The sequence below is a fragment of the Rhizobium sp. R634 genome (assembly GCF_002211305.1).
Taxonomy (GTDB): domain Bacteria; phylum Pseudomonadota; class Alphaproteobacteria; order Rhizobiales; family Rhizobiaceae; genus Rhizobium.
In genome coordinates, this window is sequence record NZ_LOKW01000026.1 from 343,096 (window position 1) to 365,489 (window position 22,394).

The 22,394-nt window shown below is 60.8% G+C and carries 18 protein-coding genes and 1 riboswitch; of the genes, 9 read left to right on the forward strand and 9 right to left on the reverse strand.

From position 1 onward, the window contains the following. Positions 1-37: 37 nt before the first annotated feature. Complete coding sequence (locus ATY77_RS26990) at positions 38-1,477, reverse strand: FAD-binding oxidoreductase (RefSeq protein ID WP_088689577.1); 1,440 nt, start codon at positions 1,475-1,477, stop codon at positions 38-40. Between the two features lie 211 nt (positions 1,478-1,688). Here ATY77_RS26990 and ATY77_RS26995 point away from each other — a divergent pair, with 211 nt between their 5' ends. Then, complete coding sequence (locus tag ATY77_RS26995; protein WP_088676165.1) at positions 1,689-4,001, forward strand: NADP-dependent malic enzyme; 2,313 nt, start codon at positions 1,689-1,691, stop codon at positions 3,999-4,001. Positions 4,002-4,033: 32 nt separating this feature from the next. Here ATY77_RS26995 and ATY77_RS27000 read toward each other — a convergent pair whose 3' ends face one another. Beyond that, the gene (locus ATY77_RS27000) at positions 4,034-4,354 is read right to left on the reverse strand and encodes a low molecular weight protein tyrosine phosphatase family protein (protein ID WP_088689578.1); all 321 of its coding nucleotides are present in this window, start codon (positions 4,352-4,354) and stop codon (positions 4,034-4,036) included. Positions 4,355-4,570: 216 nt separating this feature from the next. On the opposite strand from ATY77_RS27000, the gene ATY77_RS27005 reads away from it, so the two are divergent. Next, positions 4,571-5,656 (forward strand): DUF2865 domain-containing protein, encoded by a 1,086-nt coding sequence (locus tag ATY77_RS27005; RefSeq protein ID WP_088689579.1) that lies wholly within the window; start codon positions 4,571-4,573, stop codon positions 5,654-5,656. 10 nt (positions 5,657-5,666) lie between these two features. Here ATY77_RS27005 and bluB read toward each other — a convergent pair whose 3' ends face one another. Next, complete coding sequence (gene bluB, locus ATY77_RS27010; RefSeq protein ID WP_088689580.1) at positions 5,667-6,356, reverse strand: 5,6-dimethylbenzimidazole synthase; 690 nt, start codon at positions 6,354-6,356, stop codon at positions 5,667-5,669. Positions 6,357-6,397: 41 nt separating this feature from the next. After that, a riboswitch (cobalamin riboswitch) is annotated at positions 6,398-6,585 on the reverse strand. Positions 6,586-6,876: 291 nt separating this feature from the next. On the opposite strand from bluB, the gene ATY77_RS27015 reads away from it, so the two are divergent. The 3 genes from ATY77_RS27015 to ATY77_RS27025 all read left to right on the forward strand — a co-directional run bounded on the left by ATY77_RS27015 (position 6,877) and on the right by ATY77_RS27025 (position 10,796). Further along, complete coding sequence (locus ATY77_RS27015) at positions 6,877-8,751, forward strand: methyl-accepting chemotaxis protein (protein ID WP_088689581.1); 1,875 nt, start codon at positions 6,877-6,879, stop codon at positions 8,749-8,751. Positions 8,752-8,808: 57 nt separating this feature from the next. Beyond that, positions 8,809-9,393 (forward strand): hypothetical protein, encoded by a 585-nt coding sequence (locus ATY77_RS27020; RefSeq protein WP_088689582.1) that lies wholly within the window; start codon positions 8,809-8,811, stop codon positions 9,391-9,393. A 335-nt stretch (positions 9,394-9,728) separates the two neighbouring features. Beyond that, entirely contained in the window at positions 9,729-10,796 is a 1,068-nt protein-coding gene (locus ATY77_RS27025) for a 3-deoxy-7-phosphoheptulonate synthase (protein ID WP_088689583.1), read from the forward strand. 48 nt (positions 10,797-10,844) lie between these two features. On the opposite strand, the gene ATY77_RS27030 is transcribed toward ATY77_RS27025, so the two are convergent. Beyond that, entirely contained in the window at positions 10,845-11,051 is a 207-nt protein-coding gene (locus ATY77_RS27030) for a hypothetical protein (RefSeq protein ID WP_088689584.1), read from the reverse strand. Between the two features lie 1,340 nt (positions 11,052-12,391). On the opposite strand from ATY77_RS27030, the gene ATY77_RS32990 reads away from it, so the two are divergent. Then, positions 12,392-12,790 carry a hypothetical protein gene (locus ATY77_RS32990; protein ID WP_190237702.1) on the forward strand — a complete coding sequence of 133 codons (399 nt, stop codon included), beginning with the start codon at positions 12,392-12,394 and terminating at the stop codon, positions 12,788-12,790. 53 nt (positions 12,791-12,843) lie between these two features. On the opposite strand, the gene ATY77_RS27050 is transcribed toward ATY77_RS32990, so the two are convergent. The 3 genes from ATY77_RS27050 to ATY77_RS27060 all read right to left on the reverse strand — a co-directional run bounded on the left by ATY77_RS27050 (position 12,844) and on the right by ATY77_RS27060 (position 16,186). Then, positions 12,844-13,674, reverse strand: a complete 831-nt coding sequence (locus ATY77_RS27050) for a TolB family protein (RefSeq protein ID WP_088689587.1) — start codon at positions 13,672-13,674, stop codon at positions 12,844-12,846. Positions 13,675-13,737: 63 nt separating this feature from the next. Further along, the gene (locus ATY77_RS27055) at positions 13,738-15,417 is read right to left on the reverse strand and encodes an NAD+ synthase (protein ID WP_088689588.1); all 1,680 of its coding nucleotides are present in this window, start codon (positions 15,415-15,417) and stop codon (positions 13,738-13,740) included. A 208-nt stretch (positions 15,418-15,625) separates the two neighbouring features. Then, on the reverse strand, positions 15,626-16,186 hold the full coding sequence (locus ATY77_RS27060) for a DUF4231 domain-containing protein (protein ID WP_088689589.1): 561 nt from the start codon (positions 16,184-16,186) through the stop codon (positions 15,626-15,628). A 209-nt stretch (positions 16,187-16,395) separates the two neighbouring features. Between ATY77_RS27060 and ATY77_RS27065 the strand changes: the two genes are divergently transcribed. Continuing rightward, the gene (locus ATY77_RS27065; protein WP_088689674.1) at positions 16,396-16,926 is read left to right on the forward strand and encodes a DUF1003 domain-containing protein; all 531 of its coding nucleotides are present in this window, start codon (positions 16,396-16,398) and stop codon (positions 16,924-16,926) included. Here ATY77_RS27065 and ATY77_RS27070 read toward each other — a convergent pair. Continuing rightward, positions 16,923-17,321, reverse strand: a complete 399-nt coding sequence (locus ATY77_RS27070) for a GFA family protein (RefSeq protein WP_088689590.1) — start codon at positions 17,319-17,321, stop codon at positions 16,923-16,925. The two genes, ATY77_RS27065 and ATY77_RS27070, sit on opposite strands and share 4 nt — an antisense overlap. Positions 17,322-17,603: 282 nt before the next feature. On the opposite strand from ATY77_RS27070, the gene ATY77_RS27075 reads away from it, so the two are divergent. After that, positions 17,604-19,442 carry an ABC transporter ATP-binding protein gene (locus tag ATY77_RS27075; RefSeq protein ID WP_088689591.1) on the forward strand — a complete coding sequence of 613 codons (1,839 nt, stop codon included), beginning with the start codon at positions 17,604-17,606 and terminating at the stop codon, positions 19,440-19,442. A gap of 58 nt (positions 19,443-19,500) precedes the next feature. On the opposite strand, the gene ATY77_RS27080 is transcribed toward ATY77_RS27075, so the two are convergent. Next, a complete protein-coding gene (locus tag ATY77_RS27080; RefSeq protein ID WP_088689592.1) occupies positions 19,501-20,874 on the reverse strand; it encodes a 3-deoxy-7-phosphoheptulonate synthase class II in 1,374 nt (457 codons plus the stop codon). Positions 20,875-21,095: 221 nt separating this feature from the next. Between ATY77_RS27080 and ATY77_RS27090 the strand changes: the two genes are divergently transcribed. After that, positions 21,096-22,385: a vWA domain-containing protein gene (locus ATY77_RS27090; RefSeq protein ID WP_088689593.1), complete on the forward strand. Its 1,290-nt coding sequence runs from the start codon at positions 21,096-21,098 to the stop codon at positions 22,383-22,385. The last annotated feature ends 9 nt before the right edge of the window (positions 22,386-22,394 follow it).

Consider the following 22,394-nt stretch of genomic DNA (forward strand, 5'->3'; position numbering starts at 1 on the left):
CGCGCGGCAGAGACGTCAACAAGCTCAATCTTTCTCCTCAGGCAGCCCGCACGGCCGCCATCGGCTTCACGTTCTGGTTCATCCGGAACAGATTGCTCGGATCGTAGCGCAGCTTGATTTCGGCAAGACGGGCGTAATTGGCGCCGTAAGCCATTTCGACCCGATCGGTCTCGTCCTCAGGCATGAAGTTGATGTAGGCGGTGCCGACCGCATGCGGCTTGGTTGCCTCGAAGAGTTCGCGCGCCCATCCGATGCAGCTTGCGTCCATCCCGACCTCCCGCCAGCGCGCATGCACGTTCATGACGAAATGCGAGCTGCGCTGCGGAAATGCCGTGGCCTCGGTCGGGATGCGGCCGGCCGCACCGCCGACATGGCCGACGAATATCTCGCATTCCGGCCCCGGCAGCTTGCGCACCGCATTGAGAAGGATGTCGATCGCCGCGTCGGAGAGGGAGGCGAAATCCTGGCTCTTCCAGTAATTGCGCGCGCCCGGCGTCAGAAGCGGATCGAAGGCCTGCTGCCAGCCGACGAACGGCACCGGGCCGACGACGTCGGCGATCGGCTTTCCGATGCCGCGCAATCTGGCTGTCGTCTTTTCGCCCGCGGCGATATCTCCGCAATAGCACATGGCGAGCACGACGATCTCCTTGCCGTGCCATTCGGCCGGCAGGAAGGGCAGCGGCGGCGCCTGGCGCATCACCACCCAGCAGGTCAGCTCGTCGGGTGCGGCTTCCAGCGCTTGCCGATATTCCCGGAGCACCTTTTCCGCATCGGCGAAGGGATGCACCACAAGCCCGGCCAAAACCTCGGAATGGAGCGGATTAAGCTGGAATTCGAAGGAGGTCACGACTCCGAAATTGCCGCCGCCGCCGCGCAGCGCCCAGAAGAGGTCCGGTCTTTCCGTCTCACTCGCCTTGACCAGCTCGCCATCGGCCGTCACCACATCTACCGAAATCAGATTGTCGAGGGTCAGCCCGAATTTCCGCGTCAGCCAGCCGAAACCGCCGCCGAGCGTCAGTCCGGCAATGCCGGTCGTGGAATTGATCCCGGTCGGCAGCACCAGCCCGAAGGCCAGCGTTTCCTTGTCGACGTCGCCAAGCGTCGCACCCGGCTCGACCCTGGCGCGGCGCGTCTCGGTATCCACCCGCACGGATTTCATCGGCGACAGATCGATGACGATACCGCCCTCGCACATGGCATTGCCGGCAATGCCGTGCCCGCCGCCGCGCACCGAAACGAGCAGGCTGTTGTCGCGCGCAAAGCGCACGGCGCGCACGACATCGGCCGCCCCTGCGCAGCGCGCGATGAGGCCCGGACGGCGATCGATCATCGCATTCCAGATCGACCGCGCCTCATCATAATTCATGTCTTTACCGGTCAGGAGACTGCCGCGAAATCCGGCGGCAAATGCATCGATGGCCACATCATTGACCATCGTCTGACCCCTTTGCAGGGTCGTCAGGTTCAAATTGTCCATGATTTCCTCCATGCGACCGGCGCCCCGCACCGTCGCGGCGGCATCTTGCGCTCGCTGCAGCCCTCAAACAAGTTTTCCAAAAGGATTAGTACCGCGGACGGCTGCCATCCGCCCCGCCGAAAACTTCGCCCATCCGCCATTTCCATACTGTCGCCCGTATCCGATTGATGTATGGAGGGAACTCCAGAAAAAGACGTGCACGGAGGCGGCAATGGATCATCAGGATAAATCCAAGACGGAAAAGAACCTGCCGGGCGGCGATCTCGACGAGCAGGCGCTCTTCTTCCATCGCTATCCCCGCCCCGGCAAGCTCGAGATCCAGGCGACCAAGCCGCTCGGCAACCAGCGCGACCTCGCGCTCGCCTATTCCCCGGGCGTCGCCGCCCCCTGCCTTGCCATCCGCGACAATCCTGAAACGGCGGCCGACTACACGTCCCGCGCCAATCTCGTCGCCGTCATCTCAAATGGCACCGCCGTGCTCGGCCTCGGCAATATCGGCCCGCTGGCTTCGAAGCCGGTCATGGAGGGCAAGGCCGTTCTCTTCAAGAAATTCGCCGGCATCGACGTCTTCGACATCGAGATCGACGCCGCAAGCGTCGAGCAGATGGTCTCGACCGTCTCCTCGCTGGAGCCGACCTTCGGCGGCATCAACCTCGAGGATATCAAGGCGCCGGAATGTTTCGAGGTCGAGCGGCGCCTGCGCGAGAAAATGAAGATCCCGGTCTTCCACGACGACCAGCACGGCACCGCAATCATCGTCGCCGCGGCAATCCTGAACGGGCTGGAGCTCGCCGGCAAGTCGATCGAGAACGTCAAGATCGTCGCCTCCGGCGCGGGTGCCGCCGCGCTTGCCTGCCTCAACCTGCTGGTGACCCTCGGGGCAAAACGCGAAAACATCTGGGTCCACGATATCGAAGGCCTCGTCTATGAAGGCCGCACCGAGCTGATGGACGAATGGAAGTCCGTCTATGCCCAGAAGAGCGATACGCGCACGCTGGCGGAAAATATCGGCGGCGCCGATGTCTTCCTCGGCCTCTCGGCCGCCGGCGTCCTGAAGCCGGAGCTTTTGGCGCAGATGGCCGACAAGCCGCTGATCATGGCGCTCGCCAATCCGACGCCGGAAATCATGCCGGATCTCGCCCGCGCCGCCCGCCCGGATGCGATGATCTGCACCGGCCGCTCGGATTTCGCCAACCAGGTCAACAACGTCCTCTGCTTCCCCTATATCTTCCGCGGCGCGCTTGATTGCGGCGCCGAGACGATCAACGAGGAAATGAAGATGGCGGCCGTGCGCGCCATCGCGGCGCTCGCCCGCGAAGAGCCGTCCGATGTCGCCGCCCGCGCCTATTCCGGCGAGACCCCGGTCTTCGGCCCGGACTATCTCATCCCCTCGCCCTTCGATCCGCGCCTCATCCTGCGCATTGCGCCTGCTGTCGCCAAAGCCGCCGAACAGAGCGGCGTGGCGCGCCGCCCGATCCAGGATTTCGATGCCTATTTCGATCAGTTGAACCGTTTCGTCTTCCGCTCCGGCTTCGTCATGAAGCCGATCTTCACCGCCGCCAAGGCCGCCGAGCGCAAGCGCGTCATCTTCTCCGAAGGCGAAGACGAGCGCGTGCTGCGCGCCGCCCAGGTGCTGCTTGAGGAAGGCCTGGCCAAACCGATCCTGATCGGCCGCCCGCAGGTCATCGAAACGCGTCTGAAGCGATACGGCCTGCGCATCCGGCCGCTGCAGGATTTCGAGGTGATCAATCCGGAAGACGATCCGCGCTTCCGCGAATATGTCGATCTCTACTTCTCGCTCGTCGGCCGGCGCGGCGTCATCCCCGAAGCCGCCCGCACCATCGTGCGCACCAACACGACAGTCATCGGCGCGCTGGCGCTGAGGCGCGGCGAGGCCGATGCGCTGATCTGCGGCCTCGAAGGCCGCTATGAGAAGCACCTGCGCGACGTCCGCCAGATCATCGGCAAGCGTCCGAACGTGCGTGATTTCTCCGCGCTCAGCCTGATGATCTCGCAGCGCGGCGCCACCTTCTTCACTGACACCTACGTCACCTTCAATCCAAGCGCCGAGGAGATCGCCGAGGCAACGGTGATGGCCGCCGAGGAAATCCGCCGCTTCGGCATCACCCCGCGCGCCGCCTTGGTCTCGCATTCCAATTTCGGCTCGCGCGAATCCGAAAGCGCGACGAAGATGCGCAACGCCCTGCAGCTCGTGCGTGACGCCGCCCCCGATCTCGAAGTCGATGGTGAAATGCACGGCGAAAGCGCCATCACCGAAGCCCTGCGCAAGCGCGTCATGCCGCACACCACGCTGCATGACGAGGCGAACCTGCTGGTCTTCCCGAACCTCGACGCCGCCAACATCACGCTCGGCGTGGTCAAGTCGATGACGGACGGCCTGCATGTCGGCCCGATCCTGCTCGGCGCCGCCATGCCCGCCCACATCCTGGCGCCGTCGGTCACCTCCCGCGGCGTCGTCAACATGGCGGCTCTCGCCGTCGTCGAGGCATCGCAGCCGGCGTGAGCCGGCTGCCGAGCGATCTCGGCAAACTGAACTTACAGATGCTGAGGGATCTTTGCCTTCAGCAGCCGGACGAGCCCGGGGTCCATGAAGTCGTAGTCATCGGGAATATGTAGGCAGATCAGACGTTTGCCTTTGAGAGCTGATCGATATCTGTTCTGGACTTTCGTACGGTGAGTTCTCTCCATCACGAAAATGATATCGGCCCACTCGACCAGCTCGCTCGACAGGGGATTTTCGGCATCATTGTTCGTGCCGGCAGAGGAAACCTCGATATCGGGCCAGTCTGCGAAAACCTGTTCTGCCGTCGGGCTGCGAAGTTTGTTCTGGCTGCATACGAAGAGGACGTTTTTCACGTTTCGATCTCATCTGGGAAGGAGCAAGGCTCGCGATAGCACAATTCCGCGTAGAGAGCGAAACCAGAAGGCCGATCACCACCGCCGCTGGATAAAATCGCGAAAATGCGCTAAGAATTTCTCCGAGCTTCTTAAGAGAAACACGCTAAGAGAACACGCGCGGCGAAGTGACGTCGCATCGACCCATCGACCGTTTGCTCATTCCGGGACGACGCCGTGAAACGCCGAAACCTGTCTCTCGTACTTCTTCTTGCGTTGGCATCGCCCGCCGCTGCGCAGTCCAGCGCCATCTGCAACGACCTGCGCGGCCGTCTCGCCGACCTGCCGCGATCGATCGGCAACAATAACGGTCCGGAAGCACGTCAATATGCCAGCGCGATTGCCGAGCAGAACCTCGAGCTCCGCAAGGTCCGCAACGATTTGCGCAGCTATGATTGCACCTCGGGCAGCATGGTCGTGATCGGCGGTGAGAATGCTGATTATTGCGCCGAGCTCTCGCAGGCCGAAGCCCGGATGATCGACAATATTCGCTATCTCCAGGACCGCCGCGACGAGCTGCGCAGCCAGGGCGATGACGGCGCGCGCCGCGAACTGATGGCCGCTCTGGAGCGCAACGGCTGCAACAGCGAGAATTTTTATGCGCCGTCCGAACGCAGCGCCAACTATCCCGCCCCGAGCATCGAGGAACAGGCGATGCGCGGCGACACCTTCATTCCGCTCGGCGGCAGCGGATATGATCCGCATTACGGCCTGCCGCAGGCCGAGATGCTCTCGCCCGTCAGCACCATCTGCGTGCGCAGCTGCGACGGCGGTTTCTTTCCGATCAGTTCGAACGCCACTTCTGTCGATTTCGGCCGTGACGCCCAGACCTGCGCCAAGATGTGCCCCGGCATCGAAACCCAGCTCTTCTATCGCGACGTAAGGAGCACGGAAGCCTCGAACATGATCTCGGTGGCGACGGGCACGCCCTACAGCGCCATGAAGAACGCCTTCGCCTACAAGAACCGGGCGCCCGGCGAGAAAAACGCCTGCGCCTGCAATCTCACCGCCTATTACAATGAGATGCGCGGCAAGCAGGCCGTGAACGAACCGCCGCAGCAGGGCTCGATCACCACCATCCGCACCAATCCGCCGGAGAAGACCGCGACGGCCCCCGTGCCGCAGCCATCCGTGCCCGAACGTCCCTACGATCCCGCGCAGAACAAGGTTCGTCAGGTTGGCCCGCAATTCCTGGCCGGCGACCAGGGAACCATCGATCTCGCCAATCCTGCGGCGCCCGGCCCTCAGCCGCAACAGCAGTGATCGCGGCGGGTCAGCCCTCGTTCCGCCCCCAGCCATCATGGAAGACAAGCTCTTCGAGCGGCAGCCGTTGCCGCCAGCCTTTGACCGCGAGTTCCGGCTCGTCGTAAAGCCGGTCGACGAATCCGGCGCAGAGCCAGGCGACCACTTCGATATGACTCGGTATCCCGAGAATGGCTTTCAGATCGTCTTCGCGAAAAATGCTGACCCAGCCGATGCCGATGCCTTCCGCCCGCGCCGCAAGCCAGAGGTTCTGGATGGCACAAACGGTCGAATAGGAATCCATCCTCGGATTGTGGGTGCGGCCAAGCACCACGCTGCCGCTGCGCGTCGGATCGCAGGTCACGCAGATGCCGAGCGGCGCCTCGACGATGCCTTCGAGCTTCAGCGAGCGATATGCCTGGCGCCGCTCGCCCTCGAACATCAGCGCCGCCTCTTCGTTGGCCTTCATGAAGGCATCGCGCACCCGCGCCCTCACCGCGGCATTCCTGACCAGAATGAAGTTCCACGGCTGCATGAAGCCGACGGAGGGCGCGTGATGGGCAGCCGTCAGCAGCCGCTCCACCACATCCTCCGGCAAGGGATCGGGCAGAAACTGGCTGCGCACGTCACGCCGCGTCATGATCGCGTGATAGACGGCCTCACGTTCGGCCATGGAAAAACCGGATGCCACCGACAGGGCATCCTCGTCAAAGGGTCGCATCGTCAAATCCCCAACAACGCAACCGCCCGCCGTCCGCGCGGGTTGGGTCTATCTCGCCAGGCCGGTCTTCTGACTTGGCGTCATCCGTCTGCCGCAGCCTTCCCGGCGAGAGCCAGTGGCATGATGAAGCGGCAGGCGTCGGCCTTACAGCGTTGGGCACGTTCCGGGCTTGCACCGGATTCCCGATTCTCCCGCCTCGACGGCAGGCACCTGACGGCGCATCTATTTCAGGAAACCGACACTGGGGCAAGCCGGGCTCGAAGAGAGGCCAGTCGACAAGTCTCATGGTCCTTACTTCGGCAAATTCCCGAGCGTGCCGGCCGTGATACAGCCGCAAGCACGGATCCCTATTTCACTTTATCTTTTCTTTACAAAAAAAATACACACTGCGATTGCGCGTTTTGGGCTGCAAGGAGGACATGGGCATGAGTGCTCATGCTGCGGCCGCCAGCGTGGATGCCGTATTGATACGCCGGTCGGGAAGTACATCCGACTGAGCCGCATTTCGAGGCCCCGCGGCATGTTCCAATTTCTGAAAACGATGCCACTGACGGCAAAGCTGGCCGCCATCATCGTCGGCGTCAATCTCTGCGGCATCTCCGCCCTCGCCACCTATAGCTGGATGTACGAAACGCGGGCATTGGTCGATGGCGCCAAGGCGAACTGGGCCAAGGATGCGGAACAGTTCGCGTCTCTCGCCGCAGGCGGCGTCAAATGGGGCAAGGCGAACGCCGTCCGCGACGCTTATTCGCTCTACCGTGACGACCCTTCGCTCGACCTCGTCCAGTTCGCCGCATTCAACGCGGATCTTGCCGCCGTCGATAGCTGGATGCGCGAGGGAAGCACCGGCTTACCTGCCGTCGACGATTTGAAGAAAAGCCTCGGCGCCAAGCCTGATAAAACGGTGATCGACGACACTGGCGTGTCGTCCGGCGTGGTGACGATCATCGCGCCGCTGCCGCTGGACAAATCCGGCAAGAGCACCGGCTACGTCGTTACGAACTGGTCCGTCGAGAAGATCGCCTCCGAAGTCCAGCAGAAGGTCCTCGTTTCGCTGATCACCCAATCGGTGATCACCGCGCTCGCCGTCGCGGCGTTCCTTCTCGCCATGCGCAGCCTCGTCGGCCGCCCGCTTCGGATCCTCAGCGCAAGAATCAGCGCCCTGCAGAAGGGCGACCTCGCTTCTCCCGTCACCTACAGGGAAAATGGCGACGAAATCGGCTTCCTGGCGCGGGCATTGGAAGTTTTCCGTGAGGAAGCGATTGCCAAGGTCGAAAGAGAACGGGCGGTTGCCGAGCAGAGCGCCTCGCTCGATGCCGAAAGGGCGCGCAACGCATCCTTGACGGAAGAAGCGAGCAATACCCAACGAATGGTCATGAGCACGCTCGCCAACGCATTGGAAAGGCTTGCCGCAGGCGACTTCTCGATCAAGCTCGCCGATCTCGGTCCCGAATTCGATAAGTTGCGGCAGGATTTCAACCGCATGGTCGAAGCGGTCGCCGCCGCTCTGACGGAGATCAAGACGGCATCGGTCGCCGTCGAAGGCGGCTCCAGCGAGCTTGCCTCCTCTGCCGATCAGCTCGCCAGGCGCACGGAACAGCAGGCCGCGGCACTGGAAGAGACTGCAGCCGCGCTCGACGAGGTCACCTCGACGGTCAGGACGTCGTCGCAGCGGGCTGAAAATGCCGGGCAGCAGGTCGAGGAGACCAAGCGCAGCGCTCATGTCTCGGCAACGGTGGTGCGGGATGCGATCGGCGCCATGGACCGCATCCAGACGTCCTCGAGCCAGATCGGCCGCATCATCGGCGTCATCGATGAAATCGCCTTCCAGACGAACCTGCTGGCGCTGAACGCCGGCGTCGAGGCGGCCCGTGCCGGCGAGGCCGGCAAGGGCTTTGCGGTCGTCGCGCAGGAGGTGCGTGAACTCGCCCAGCGTTCCGCCAATGCAGCGAAGGAAATCAAGAACCTGATCAGCGTATCGGGCCAGGAGGTCGCCGCCGGTGTCGGGCTCGTCAACCAGACGGGCGATGCCCTCCTGAAGATCGAGGAGCAGATCAACCGCATCAGCGACAGCATCGCCTCCATCGTCCAGTCTTATCGCGAGCAGGCGACCGGCCTGCAGGAAATCAACGGCGCGATCAACCAGATGGATCAGGCGACGCAGCAGAATGCGGCAATGGTCGAAGAAACGAACGCAGCCTGCCAGGAACTGCTGACGCAGGGCCGTCTCCTGCAGGATTCGGCCGGCAGGTTCACCGTCGGCGGCTCTGTCGCCAGCCAGCCCAAACCCGCTCAACCCGTTCGCCAGTCTCGCACCGAGCAGCGGGTCGTTACGCAGCGACACGCAGGAAATGCCGCCGTTGCCGCCGCTCCCGGCGCCTGGGAAGAGTTCTGACGCCATATGCCTTCGATAACTTATTCCTCAACAACCGATCATCAGGAAGGGAACACAATGAAAAGAGTTGTAACCGCATTGCTTCTGGCCTGCAGCGCATCTGCCGTGCCCATGGGTGTCTCCATGGCGCAGGATGCCGCTCAGCTCGCCCCGATCGCCGACTACGTGAAGAGCGACGTCACGCCCTGGCTCAGCGACCCCGCCATCGTCGATGCCCTCAAGGCGCAGGACGCCACCAACGCCAATCTGAGCGCGGCCGATATCGACGCCTTGGACAAGAAGTGGCGCGCCGAGGTCGATGGCTCCGATCATTCGATGATCGACGGCGTGCTGGGCAATGCGCTGTCCAAATTCCTCCAGGACAAGAAGGCTGCTTCCAGCGGCAAGATCACCGAGATCTTCGTCATGGACGCAAAGGGCCTGAATGTCGGCCAGAGCGACGTCACATCCGATTACTGGCAGGGCGACGAAGCCAAGTTCCAGAAATCCTTCGGCGCGGGCAAGGACGCCGTCTTCATCGACGAAATCGAGAAGGACGAATCGACCCAGACGCTGCAGTCGCAGGCAAGCGTGACGATCTCCGACGACAAGGGCACACCGATCGGCGCCATCACCATCGGCGTGAACGTCGACGCCCTCTGATTTGCCAAAGCTGCATGTCGTTCCTAAGAAAGGCATGCAGAAACAAAGACTTGAAAGAACGTCGCATCGGCAAACCGATTGCGGCGTTCTTTATAAGAGCATCCGGAGGCTCGATTTTCCGGCTGTAGATTCTGCGTGACAAGGCGAGGCCGCCACGCTAAACACGCCTCATGTCGATCACATCAGTCTACGCATCGCGATTTTATTCGTACCGCTGCTCCCAGCGGATGCGGGTCTATGCGTAACTGAAGTCAACGCGACGACAACCCGAACAGCCGCTAGTCTACCTGGCGGCTTTTTTGTTCCGCTCGGTATGACCAAACAGGAGCCATACCGTGTCCGATACCATCGATGATCTGCGTATCCTCGAAATCACCCCATTGACCAAACCCGCCGATATCATCGCGGAAATCCCCCAAACCGCTGCCGTCAGCGAGACGGTGACCAGCAACCGCCATGCGATCCATAAGATTCTGGAGGGAGACGACGACCGCCTGATCGTCGTCATCGGCCCCTGCTCCATCCATGATCCCGCTGCCGCCCGCGAATATGCCGAGCGGCTGGCGGAACAGCGGCAGCGCTTCTCCGGCGATCTCGAAATCGTCATGCGCGTCTATTTCGAAAAGCCCCGCACCACGGTCGGCTGGAAGGGCCTGATGAACGATCCGCATCTCGATGGCAGCTACCGCATCGAGGAAGGGCTTCGGATTGCCCGGCGCCTGTTGCTCGACATCAATGCCATGGGCCTGCCAGCCGGCGTCGAATTCCTCGAGACGATCACGCCGCAATACATTACCGATCTCGTGAGCTGGGGCGCGATCGGCGCACGCACGACCGAAAGCCAGATCCATCGCCAGCTCGCCTCCGGCCTCTCCTGCCCGATCGGCTTCAAGAACGGCACGGATGGCGGCGCCCGCGTCGCGCTCGACGCAATCCTCGCCGCGTCGCAGCCGCATCACTTCCCCGCCGTCACCAAAGACGGACAGGCAGCAATCGCCTCGACCCGAGGCAACGAGGATTGCCACATCATCCTGCGCGGCGGCAAGCGCCCGAATTACGAGGCGGCCGACGTCCAGGCGGTCGTCAGCGAAGCCGTCAAGCTCGGCGTGGATCCGCGCATCCTCATCGACGCCAGCCATGCCAACAGCAGCAAGGACCCGATGAACCAGCCGCGCGTCGTCAAGGACGTCGCCGGACAGATCGCGGCCGGCAACCACCACATCAAGGGCATGATGATCGAAAGCAACCTCGTCGCCGGCCGCCAGGATCTCGTTCCCGGCAAGCCGCTCGTCTACGGCCAGTCCATCACCGACGGCTGCATCGACTGGGATATGTCGGTCGCGGTGCTCGACGACCTGGCACAAGCCGCCCGCGAGCGACGCAACGCGGCCTTCGCAGCCTGAACGGCACTATCAAGCGCGGCGGGCAGATATCCGCCGCGCATTCACAGGTCAATCTTCGTCCAAAAGATGCAGGCCCTCATCGGTCCAGAAGCCGCCCCATGGTTCCGGTTTGACCAGACCATAGGAAGCCAGCACTTCGACCGCGCCTTCGCCGGCACTCATGGACTTGTGAACCAGCCCGTTTCGACCATCATCCATATACTGGACACACATGGAGGCCAGAGCCTTAAGGATCGCTCTTTCTTCAGGTGTCATTGAAATTAAGCTTCCCTGCTCGGTAAAAACTTGAGACGGTGATTGTTAAAGTACAATCTCGCCACCCACCACCCCGTCATTAATGTTGGCTCGATCGCCGGTGAGGGCTTTTCACGACGTGCGCCTGTGCAGGCACTTGGAGGCGATGACCATATTATAAGCGGTCACGGTTCGGATAGAGTCGAGATATTCATTCTCGTCATAAACGACGTCACTTAAAAACAAGAGCGCAATCTTGTCCTGTGACTGGAGCATAAGCTCCTCTTCCGGCGAAGCGGCAGGTCATCAAAAAAGCTCATGGCATTATAATTCCTGAAGTACGTCTCGTTACCGCAAGCATATCTCATATCGTTCTGAATATAGAATTTGGCGATGGGAACCGCCATCTGATTTAGATCTTGAGACTCTTGGTATTTTCCTAACAACCGTAGGTACTCCACCGGAAACGCGGCAAAGAGTAAAATAGGACAGCAGGTTATGATGGCTAATGTCCCGAACAATAAGGCGCGCACGATCGACTTCCTTTAACCTCATTGGCGGGACCTATCTGGGCTCACTACAATATCAGATGGCGAAGCCCTATAGAGAACAACCTGTCCCCAACCGCCCCAATCTGCATACGGAGTCGACAGCTGAAATTGCGGGCATATTCGGCATCGATTTCCCCATCCTATGGCCAATGCCTATTTCAGAAGGGTTGCGTGAGGCTTTATGATGATGCCTGACCGCCCCATCATAAATTGATGTGTAAAACTGTGCGCTCTATACTGGCTGGCAAGCAGTTTAGCGCCCGGGTCGTGCGGCAGGAGAAACTTGTGTCAAGGCGAGCAGCTCTGCAGGGCAAATGCAAAGGTATGATCGAAAAGCTTTGGACCCGGTTAGCGATCACCGGATTGCTGCTGTTTTGTCCCGTGCCGCTAAGCATCCCGCTGCTATGGCTATATGAGGGGGAACTGCACACTAAGACTTCCATCATCAAAGCCGCAGAACAACCGTTGCTTTTTTATCTCATCATCATGATCGCCGTTTGCAACGGCTGTGCGTTGACATGTCTCTGCGTGGAGGCCGTACTAAAACGCGTTCGATTGCAATCGAAACGCTAAACTAAGGCGGGTCCATCCCAGCGCCTCTCATCAGTAGTCGCCAGTAGCGATCTGTAGCCCCACCGCCCCATAGTCATCTGATGAGATAGCAATCCCAAAAGCGGCCCACTGATCCAGGTCTATAGAGAGTCTGGCCCGCTGGACTAACTGCGTGAGAGAATGAGTCTCCGCGGTGCCGCCTTCGCCTATTGACCGTCACGGGATCTGAGTTCAAGGATCGACGTTCCGGAAACTAGCTTGTGGATTGTTTCCCTGCTTTCAGTACGCGTGGCATCTGCAGGTATTGGAATCTGGAGCGGTTTTCCGAAAAATAGAAGCGGGTCCACGATATGCGGCGATGAGACAACATTTTTGTTGATTAGGACATCTATGTCCTTACCGACCTGGCGCCGCATGAATTTAGACAAATCGTTAGAGCTGGCCAGCGTAAGAGTTAACCAAATTCGGTCGCCCATGTTGGACGGCGCGACCTCTCCGCCCGCGACCAATATTTTGACCGTTTCTGCAGCGGCCGAACTCGCCCATGCGATTGGGCACGAAACGACGAGTGTGGCTATAATTGCTTTCATTCCATTTTTCGCTGCAGTTTTGATTATGGCTTTCCCGATCTTGCTCGAGGCGCAACGTCTACAGTGAAGCCGCAAAGCCGTCACCCCACCGCCCCATCATCAAATGGCAGTGCGCCGCTCTCAAGAGTTCACCGGAAAATACCTGACATAAGCAAACTCGTCACCGTCCGGTGACCAGCAGGGCACGTTGATCGTGCCCTGCCCGCCGAATAACTCGAACAGCGTCTTCAGATTGCCGCCATCCATATCCATCAGCCGCAGCCGCACGTCGAGATCGCGTGGATGGTCGAAAACGCTGGGATCGTAGGACAGGATCAGCACCTTGTCGTTCTTGGGCGATGGATGAGCGAACCAATTGCCCTGATTGTCCGAGGTCACCTGTTCGAGCCCGCTGCCGTCTGGATGGATGCGCCAGATCTGCATCAGCCCGGTGCGGCTGGAATTGAAATAGATCCATTGCCCGTCGGCGGAATAATCCGGCCCGTCATTGCGACCTTCGCCATGCGTCAGCCGCGTCTCGGCGCCGCCGTCGACGGAGATCGTATAGATGTCGAAGAGGTCGTCGCGAATACCGCAATAGGCGAGCCGGCGCCCATCCGGCGACCAGCCATGCCAGTAGGACGGCTGGTTTTCGGTGACGAGCCGCGGCGTGCCGCCTTCGATCGGCAGGATATAGATCGACGATTTGCCGAATTCGGTCTTGTCGGAGATGACGATCTCAGTGCCGTCGGGAGAGATGCCGTGATCATTATTGCAGTTGACCGCAAAGCCGGTATCGACCTGAACAACCTCGCCGCCATCAAGCGGAATCCGGAAGAGGAGCCCATCATCGTTCAGCAGCAGATAGGAGCCGTCGGGAGCAAAATTCGGCGCCTCCACCAGCTTGTCGGTCTGCCAGACCTCGCGCGCCCTGCCCGTCCTGACATTGTAGATCTCGACCGAGCTGCGCATGTCTGCTCCTCCCTCATATCGATTGCGTCAGCGATTTCGATTGCGTTAGCGATCTCTATTGCGTTAGCGATCACGGAACCGGTTGGTGATGGGATAGCGCCGGTCTCGCCCGAAATTCTTCTTGGTGATCTTCACGCCCGGCGCCGACTGCCGGCGCTTGTATTCGGCGAGATAGAGAAGATGTTCGACGCGATGGACGGTCGCCACGTCATGGCCGCGCGCGACGATCTCTTCGACCGCCATCTCCTTCTCCACCAGGCATTCGAGAATATCGTCGAGGACGGGGTAAGGCGGCAGCGAATCCTGGTCCTTCTGGTCGGGACGCAGCTCGGCGGATGGCGCCTTGTCGATGATATTCTGCGGGATCACCTCGCCTGACGGCCCAAGCGCGCTCGGCGGCACGTTTTCGTTGCGCCAGCGGGCCAGCGCATAGACCTGCATCTTGTAGAGGTCCTTGATCGGATTGAAGCCGCCGTTCATGTCGCCATAAAGCGTGGCATAGCCGACCGACATTTCCGATTTGTTGCCCGTCGTCACGACCATCGCGCCGAACTTGTTGGAGATCGCCATCAGGATGACGCCGCGCGCGCGGCTCTGCAGGTTTTCCTCGGTGATGCCGCTGTCTGTCCCCTCGAAGAGATCGGCAAGCGCGCTGCTGAAGCCGGTCACCGGCTCTTCGATCGGCACGATGTCGTAGCGGCAGCCGAGCGCCTTGGCGCAATCGGCCGCATCCTTCAGCGAATCCTCCGAAGTATAGCGGTAGGGCAGCATCACGGTGCGCACCCGCTCCTCGCCCAACGCGTCGACGGCGATGGCCGCGCAGATCGCCGAGTCGATGCCGCCGGAAAGGCCGAGCACCACAGTCTTGAAGCCGTTCTTGTTGACGTAATCGCGGAAGCCCAGCAGGCAGGCGCGGTAATCGGCCTCCTCACCCTCAGGAATATGCGCCCTCGGCCCTTCGGCGCAATGCCAGCCGGCTTCGCCGCGCTTCCATGTCGTCACCGCCAGCGCGGTTTCGAACTGGCTCATCTGGAAGGCGAGCGACTTATCGGCATTGAAGGCGAAGCTCGCGCCGTCGAAGACCAGTTCGTCCTGGCCGCCGAGCTGGGCGGCATAGACCAGCGGCAGGCCGGTCTCGATCACCTGCTTCAGAACCACCTGATGGCGGATATCCAACTTGCCGCGATAATAGGGCGAGCCGTTGGGCGACAGCAGGATTTCCGCACCGCTTTCGGCCAGCGTCTCGCAGACGCCGAGTTCGCCCCAGATATCTTCGCAGATCGGAATGCCGAGCCTGACACCGCGGAAATTCACGGGCCCGGGCATGGCGCCCTGGATGAAGACGCGCTTCTCGTCGAACTCGCCGTAATTCGGCAGGTCCACCTTGTCGCGCACGGCGATCACCTTGCCGCCGTCGAGCACGGCGACGGAATTGTAGCGTCCGGTCTCATCCTGCCGGGGAAAGCCGATGAGAACGCCCGGCCCGCCATCGGCGGTATCGGCCGCCAGGCTTTCCACCGCCTTCCAGCAGGTGCGGATGAACGCAGGCTTCAGCACCAGATCCTCCGGCGGATAGCCGGAGATGAAAAGCTCGGTCAGGACAAGCAGATCGGCGCCTTCCCGCGCCGCATCGGCGCGCGCCTCGCGGGCTTTGGCAAGATTGCCGGCGACATCGCCGACTGTGGGATTGAGCTGACCGACCGCGATGCGGAAGATATCGGAGAGAGCGTTTTCCTGTGTCATGTCATTTATTTAGCCTGCAGCTTCCGCAACGGCAACCTGTTCGCAATGAAAGCAGCGCCTGGCAGTGACGAAATTTTTGTGACCGGATTACTTCAGCTCGCTGGGCAAGAGAGATGAGCGATTTCGCGCAAGGAGGTCGATCCCAGGGTCTTGGATGATGATGGCGAAGGTCGCCTGAGCCACTCGCGGAATTGTCCCGTTGCACTGGCTAATTCTTTGGCTTTGTCCCCTTGCCGGTCTGATCCTTCTCTGGTGAAGGTTCATCTTCGGGTTTGTCCAGGTCTTTGAAAAATATCGCCGTCTCCTTGTCGAGAACGTCGTTGATCAACTGTTGATAGTGGACGATATTTTCCTTCCAGTCGTCGGAACCGACAGGCTTTCCTATCTGTCTCAATCTGTATTGGTCGCGTAGTCGCCTGATTTTGGTTGCCGCCGAATAGTTGGCGATCCATCGCCGGTCAAACCGGCCTATGCGGCGTATTCCTTCAAGGATTGCCGCAAGCGCGGCCATGCCGGTTGCAACCGTCGTCAGCAACGCAGACGAGCCAAACAAGCTATCTGTTTTGCCGGCCTCAGCGATGACGACGGGCGTAAGCACGCCGAATATCATAACCGCGATAGACAAATTGGTTTGAGCAACTCTGCACAGCTTTATTTCACCGTTATAGTAACGCAGGTCATTCTCGATCCGAGAAAACATCTTATGCTCTTGCTTAAGCCATCTCTGCTCACTGGATAAAGCGGCGTTTTCCGTCCCCATCACATCCATTGTCGTGTCTCCCCAGCCACCCGGCACTCAACCTAGCATAGAATAACACGAGTGAAAATAGATCTGACATTCACAAGGCGCTTGAAGGTTTAGTTCTTCAGCTGGTCATCGTCGCGATCTCCGTGTTACCGGGGCACCGATACGCCGCATTGCAATTTGCCGCCGGAGCGGAATACTGCGCCGAAAGCGACAGCACCGGAAACAAGGCCATGTATAATCTTTCGAACTTCGTGCACCATCATTTCGACAAGCCGGCCGATGAACTCGGCGCCATCGAAAAGCGGGTGCTCGCGAAAGCGCACGAGCGCAAGATCATCTCGACTGACGTCAACGCCGCCTTTTCTGCTGAGGCCTCGTTCGGCGCGCGCGTTGCCGATGGCATCGCCCGCATCGGCGGTTCGTGGTCCTTCATCCTCGCTTTCCTGGCTTTCCTCGTCGTCTGGACCCTGATCAACACCATTATCCTCGCAAGCGGCGCCTTCGACCCCTACCCCTTCGTCTTCCTCAATCTGATCCTGTCGATGCTCGCAGCCATCCAGGCGCCGATCATCATGATGTCGCAGAACCGCCAAGCCGAGCGCGACCGCTTCGAGGCCGCAAAGGATTATGAAGTGAACCTGAAGGCCGAACTCGAAGTGCTCTCCCTGCACCAGAAGATCGACATGAGCGTGCTGACCGAGCTGACGGCGCTGCGCGAAGATGTCGCTCGCCTCACCGCCGCACTCTCTGCGAAGAGCTAAACGGGATACCTGTCATATTGCGGCAGCCCGTCTGATATCTCGTAGAAATCGCCCTTGTCGGCGCAGTAGATGTGGTGACTGAAGGCAAGGCCGCTTGGTTCGTCGAAACTTCCGGCCAGAACCGAAACCTCCACCGCTCCGTCGCCCTGCCAGAACAGCGCAGAACCGCAATTCGAACAGAAGCCGCGCTGGGCCTCGCCGCTCGACCGATACCAGCGGACCGCCTCGGTGTTTTCGACCGAAAGAGCCGTGCGCGGCACGTTGACCGCCGCGTAATAAAACCCCGTCTGCCTGCGGCATTGCGAGCAGTGGCAGCCGACGACGGGGCCGGGCTTGCCCGCAATCGAATATCGCACGGCGCCGCAAAGGCAGCCGCCTGTATGCCGTTCGGTCATGACCACTCCTCCATTTTTTCAGAAGGTTGCCGCCGTTCGGACCATGCGTCAAATCCATTCCGTTCAACGAAAGATCAGAAATCTTGAAGCCCGCCCGCTTCGCGGGACAACCTCCCGCTGTTGCTCATAGACAACACTCGCCTATCTCCTCCCGTCCCGCGTTGAATTGATGCCGGTTCTCGGTGATACTGCCGGCTCAATTCATTCAAGCTTGGGAGACTGACATGAGAGCGACCCTGTCCAAAAAGAAAGGAAACATCGCCCACAAGGACATTCTGCTTCATGCACACTCCGTTCTCCCGCGCGAGGAAAAGCTCGCGACGTCATAACCTCTTCCTGAACTTCTTCCGCGACTATTGGAATGCCGCCGACCGCGAGCGGCGCTGGTCGCGCATGCGCAAGTTCCTCTCTTACTACCGCCCGCATCTGCCTTTGCTGCTGGCGGATCTGCTTTGCGCCATCCTCGTTGCCGGCACGGCGGTGGCACTGCCGCTCTGCGCCAATATCGTCACCAGCCGTCTTCTGACGCTGCCCGACGCGCCGCAGGTCTTTGCCCAGATCCTGGCGATGGGCGGCGTCATGCTGGCCGTTCTGGCGGTCCAGATCGCCGCGATCTTCTTCGTCGATTATCGCGGTCACGTCATGGGCGCCCGTATCGAGGCAACGGTGCGGCAGGAGCTCTTCGAGCATTGCCAGAAACTTTCCTTCAGTTTCTACGACCGCCAGCGCACCGGGCAGCTGATGAGCCGCATCACCAATGACTCTCTCTGGCTCGGCGAACTCTTCCACCACGGCCCCGAGGATCTTTCCATCGCCGTGCTGAAATATGGCGGCGCCATGCTGGTGCTGTTCTTCATCGATCCTCCTTTGGCGACCCTCATCCTGCTGCTCACGCCGGTCGCGGTGGCTTACGCGCTCTATTTCAACCGGCGCATGAACCGCGCCCTTGAAGCCAGCAAGCAGCAGATCGCCGCCGTCAACGAGCGGGTGGAGGATGCCCTGGCAGGCATCCGTGTCGTCCAGTCCTTCGCCAACGAGGCGCTGGAAAGACAGCGCTTCGACGCACAGAACCAGCGCTTCCTGCAGAGCCGCGCCGAAGGCTACCGCAGCGAGGCCTGGTTTTCGGTCGGCACGGAAACCTTCGCCCAGCTGGTCACCATATTGGTGATCATCGTCGGGGGCTTGCGAATCCTTTCGGCGGATCTCACCGTCCCCGACATGCTGACCTTCCTGCTCTGCGTCGCCGTGCTGGTCGATCCGGTGCAGCGGCTCGCCAACTTCGTGCGGCTCTGGCAGGAGGGCTATACCGGCTTCGTCAGGGCCATGGAAATCCTGGAGATCGCGCCCGATATCACCGATCGGCCGGGTGCCCATAAGATGCCGGCGCCCAAGGGCGAGATCAGCTTTTCCGACGTCGCCTTCGGCTATGAGGCCGATGGCCCCAGGGTGCTGGAGCGGCTGTCGCTGACCATCGCGCCTGGAGAGTTCGTCGCCTTAGTCGGTCCTTCCGGCGTCGGCAAAAGCACGCTCTGCGCCCTCATTCCGCGTTTCTACGATGTCGAGGCCGGGGCAATCCGCATCGACGGCACCGATGTAAGAGACGTGACGCTCGCCTCGCTTCGGCGCCATGTCGGCGTGGTGCAGCAGGACGTCTATCTCTTCGCCGGCACGGTTGCGGAAAACCTGCGCTATGGCAGGCCGGACGCCAGCGATGCCGATCTCGAAGCGGCCGCTCGCGCCGCCAATGCGCACGATTTCATCATGGCCCTGCCCAATGGCTATGACACCGATATCGGCCAGCGCGGCGTCAAGCTTTCCGGCGGCCAGCGCCAGCGCATCACCATCGCCCGCGCCTTCCTCAAGGATCCGGAGATCCTGATCTTCGACGAGGCGACCAGCGCGCTCGACAATGAGAGCGAACGGGCGGTGCAGCAGGCGCTGCTCAGTCTCGCGAACGGCCGGACCACCCTGGTCATCGCCCATCGCCTGTCGACCGTCCATCATGCCGACCGCATCCTGGTCCTGACGGGCGACGGCATCGTCGAACAGGGCACGCATGACGATCTGATGACGCAAGGCGGCGTTTACGCCAGCTTGCACAGTGTCCAGGCGAGCATCTGAAGGCAATAAAAAACCCGGCATCACGCCGGGTTTTTCCGTTATTCGTTTCAGCCTGGTCTCAGCCGTTGACGACCATGCGCTTCTCGTCGCGGCCGCCCTTCATGCGCTCGGCGAGCAGGAAGGCGAGCTCGAGCGCCTGGTCGGAATTGAGGCGCGGATCGCAATGGGTGTGGTAGCGGTCCTGCAGATCGTCGGCGGTGACGGCGCGGGCGCCGCCAGTGCATTCCGTCACGTCCTTGCCGGTCATCTCGACATGGATGCCGCCGGGATGCGTGCCCTCGGCGCGGTGGATCTGGAAGAAGCTTTCGACTTCCGACAGGATCCGCTCGAAGGGACGGGTCTTGTAGTTGTTGAGCGTGATCGTGTTGCCGTGCATCGGATCGCAGGACCAGACGACCTTGCGGCCTTCGCGCTCGACCGCGCGGATGAGGCGCGGCAGGTTTTCGGCGACCTTCTCATGGCCGAAGCGGCAGATGAGCGTCAGGCGGCCGGCTTCATTGGCCGGATTCAGAATATCGATCAGCTGCAGCAGATCGTCGGCCTGCAGCGACGGGCCGCATTTCAGGCCGATCGGGTTCTTGATGCCGCGGCAATATTCGATATGCGCATGGTCGGCCTGGCGCGTGCGGTCGCCGATCCAGATCATGTGGCCCGATGTGGCGTACCAGTCGCCCGAGGTGGAATCGACGCGAGTCAGCGCCTCCTCATAGCCGAGCAGCAGCGCCTCATGGCTGGTGAAGAAATCGGTCTCGCGCAGCGCCGGCTGGTTTTCCGAAGTGATGCCGATCGCCTTCATGAAATCCATGGTTTCGCTGATGCGGTCGGCAAGCTTGCGGTAGCGCTCGCCCTGCGGGCTGTCCTTGACGAAGCCCAGCATCCACTGATGCACGTTTTCGAGATTGGCGTAACCGCCCATCGCGAAGGCACGCAGCAGGTTCAGCGTCGCTGCCGACTGGCGGTAGGCCATGGCCTGGCGTTCCGGGTTCGGAATGCGCGACTCCTCGGTAAACTCGATGCCGTTGATGATGTCGCCGCGATAGGCCGGCAGCGTCACGTCGCCCTGCTTCTCGACGTTGGACGAACGCGGCTTGGCGAACTGGCCGGCGATGCGGCCGACCTTGACGACCGGCAGCTGCGCGCCGAAGGTCAGTACGACGGCCATCTGCAGGAAGGCGCGGAAGAAGTCGCGGATATTGTCGGCGCCGTGTTCGGCGAAGCTTTCGGCGCAGTCGCCGCCCTGAAGCAGGAAGCCATTGCCTTCTGCGACATTGGCAAGATGCTTCTTCAGGCGGCGCGCCTCGCCTGCGAAGACGAGCGGCGGATAGCTGGCGAGCTGGGCTTCCGTTGCCGCCAAAGCAGCCGCATCAGGATATTCGGGAACCTGAAGGATCGGTTTCTGCCGCCAGCTGCTCGGGGTCCAATTCTCTGCCATCACACTCACCTCACTCACATCCATCGCCGGGATGCCCTGTCTTAATATTTGGCGGCTTATAGACTTTTAGATCAGCCTTGCAAAGGCCAATCGCCGCAAGCTTATCGCCGCGCCTCTGCAGTCCGCATTCACGGGTTAAACCGGAATATACCATGTCGCTTTCCCCATATTTTAGACTTTGCATGTAGAAGCGGAAAGAGTTTCAACATTGGGGACATGTGATGGCGATCCTTCCGCCCGGTTTCATATCGGACCGCTCGGGCAATTTTGGCATCATGACTGCGCTGCTGATGCTGCCGCTGCTTGGCGCCGCCGGCATGGCTGTGGATTTCGCCCATGCATTGAGCCTGAGGACTCAGCTTTATGCCGCCGCCGATGCCGCCGCCGTCGGTTCGATCGCCGAAAAATCCGGAGCGGTCGCCGCCGCGATGACGATGAGCGGCAACGGCACGATCTCGCTTGGCAAAACCGATGCCCGCAACATCTTCATGTCTCAGATGTCGGGCGAGCTCACCGATATTCAAGTCGATCTCGGCATCGACGTCACCAAGGCCGCCAACAAGCTGAACTCGCAGGTTTCCTTTACGGCGACCGTGCCGACCACCTTCATGCGCGTTCTCGGCCGGGATTCGATCACCATCTCGGGCACGGCGACGGCCGAATATCAGACCGCTTCCTTCATGGATTTCTACATCCTGCTGGACAACACCCCGTCAATGGGCGTCGGCGCCACCGCAAAAGACGTCTCGACGATGGAAAAGAACACCAGTGATAGCTGCGCCTTCGCCTGCCATGAAACGCAAAACAGCAACAACTATTACAATCTCGCCAAGAAGCTCGGCGTCAGCATGCGCATCGACGTCGTGCGCCAGGCAACCAAGGAACTGACGCAGACCGCAAAAGCGACGCGGGTTTCCACCAATCAATTCCAAATGGGCGTCTATACGTTCGGTACCAAGGCCGAAGACGCCAAGCTCACCACCATCTCCGATCCGACCGACAATCTCGATCAGGTACGCACCTATACGGACGCCGTCGACCTGATGACCATTCCGTATCAGGGCTACAATAACGACCAGCAGACAAGCTTCGACAACGCTCTGACGCAGATGAACGACATCATCACCACCCCCGGCGACGGCAGCACCGCCACGACGCGGCAGAAGATCCTGTTCTTCGTCTCGGACGGCGTCGGCGACAGCGAGAAGCCGAAGGGCTGCACCAAGAAACTCACCGGCAAACGGTGCCAGGAGCCGATCGACACTTCCTTCTGCAAGCCGCTGAAGGACAAGGGCATCAGGATTGCGGTGCTTTACACGACCTACCTGCCTCTGCCGAAAAACAGCTGGTACAATACCTGGATCAGCCCCTTCCAGAGCCAGATCCCGACGAAGATGCAGGAATGCGCCTCGCCAGGCCTCTATTTCGAGGTGACGCCGACCGAAGGTATCGCCGATGCGATGAAGGCACTCTTCCTCAAGGTCATCCGTGCGCCGCGCATTACCAGCTAAGCGCACACG